Genomic DNA, 1,501 nt, shown 5'->3' with positions numbered 1-1,501 from the left:
GGCTGTGGGGCTGCTGACGCGGTCCATGCGGGCCGATCTAGGGGTCATGATTTCGGCCAGTCACAATCCGGCGACGGATAATGGTATCAAGTTTTTCGGCCCCGACGGGTTCAAGCTGAGCGACGCAGTGGAGGCAGAGATCGAAGCCCTGATCGCGGGTGGCGTCGAGATGAACCCTGCCGATAAAATCGGCCGTGCCAAACGGATCGACGACGGGCGTTTCCGGTATGTCGAGCGGGTCAAATCCTCGTTTCCACGCCAGATGCGTCTGGACGGGTTGAAGGTTGTAATCGACTGCGCGAACGGGGCCGCCCACCGCGTCGCACCTGAAACACTGTGGGAGCTTGGGGCCGAGGTGATCGAGCTCGGTGTCTCCCCTAACGGTTTTAATATCAACGAAAATTGCGGCTCGACCCACCCTGAACGGGCGGCGGCTGCGGTTGTCGAACACGGCGCACATGTCGGCATTTGTCTGGACGGTGACGCGGATCGGGTGATCTTGATCGACGAGACCGGCAAAGTCGGCGACGGGGATCAATTCATGGCTCTCATGGCGTCCCGATGGGCGGCCGAAGACCGGCTGGCCAATAATGCCTTGGTCGCCACCGTGATGAGCAACCTTGGCCTTGAACACTTTCTGCAAGGCAAGGGGCTGCGGCTCGAGCGGACCTCGGTCGGGGATCGCTATGTCGTCGAGCGGATGCGCGAAGGCGGGTTCAATCTGGGTGGAGAGCAATCCGGCCATATCGTCATGACCGACCACGCTACCACTGGTGACGGCCTGATGGCGGGGCTGCAATTTCTGGCAGAGATGATCCGGTCGGAAAAGACGTCTTCGGAGCTGCTGAACAGCTTTGAGCCCGTGCCGCAGCTGCTTAAGAACGTGCGGTTTTCAGCGGGTCAAGTGCCGCTAGAAGACGCTCAGGTGCAAGGGGCCATCGCACAGGCCGAGGCAGATCTGGCCGGTCAGGGGCGTTTGCTGATCCGCAAATCCGGCACCGAACCGCTGGTACGTGTGATGGCAGAGCATGAGGATGCAGGGCTGATGGAACGCGCGGTCGATTCCGTGGTGGATGCGGTCACGGCGGCTGTCGCACCGTAAGTTGATCGCCGGGTTGCTGGCGGGGTCAGCGTTCGCGCAGCCCTGCCGCACCCTCGCGGGGCACGCCGTGCGCGGTGGCCGTGGGATGCCTTCGGCGAGGATTTAGGGCCATTCGGAAGCTAGGCGCGCGCGCGCGTCAGCAGGCGGCGGAAGGCTCCGTATTGGCTGAGTGCGACGCCCGCAAGGATCAGCACCATCGCATAAAGCAGCGAGGGTGGCAGCGGTTCGTCCAGCACAAGCGCGCCCAGGCAGACGGACCAGACAGGGACTTGATAGTTCACCAGTGACATGAAGACCGGTCCCGCGCTGCGTATGACCACGACGCGTAGGAAGTTCGCAGCGGCGGTGGGGAGGAGCCCCAGAAACGCCAGCGCAGCGAGGATCGGGGGCGACGGGCGG

The 1,501-nt window shown here is 63.2% G+C and carries 2 protein-coding genes; one reads left to right on the top strand and one right to left on the bottom strand.

The window, feature by feature from the left end:
• A partial coding sequence (gene glmM, locus VOI27_RS23125) for a phosphoglucosamine mutase (protein ID WP_323769032.1) occupies window positions 1-1,102 on the top strand: 1,102 nt, incomplete at its 5' end.
• Between the two features lie 119 nt (window positions 1,103-1,221).
• On the opposite strand, the gene VOI27_RS23120 is transcribed toward glmM, so the two are convergent.
• On the bottom strand, window positions 1,222-1,501 hold a 280-nt coding region (locus tag VOI27_RS23120; RefSeq protein ID WP_323769030.1), incomplete at its 5' end, for an EamA family transporter.

Source organism: Marinovum sp. (assembly GCF_034669705.1).
Lineage (GTDB): Bacteria > Pseudomonadota > Alphaproteobacteria > Rhodobacterales > Rhodobacteraceae > Marinovum.
Note: the sequence above shows the minus strand (reverse complement) of the source record. Positions and strands in the feature narration are given on the sequence as shown.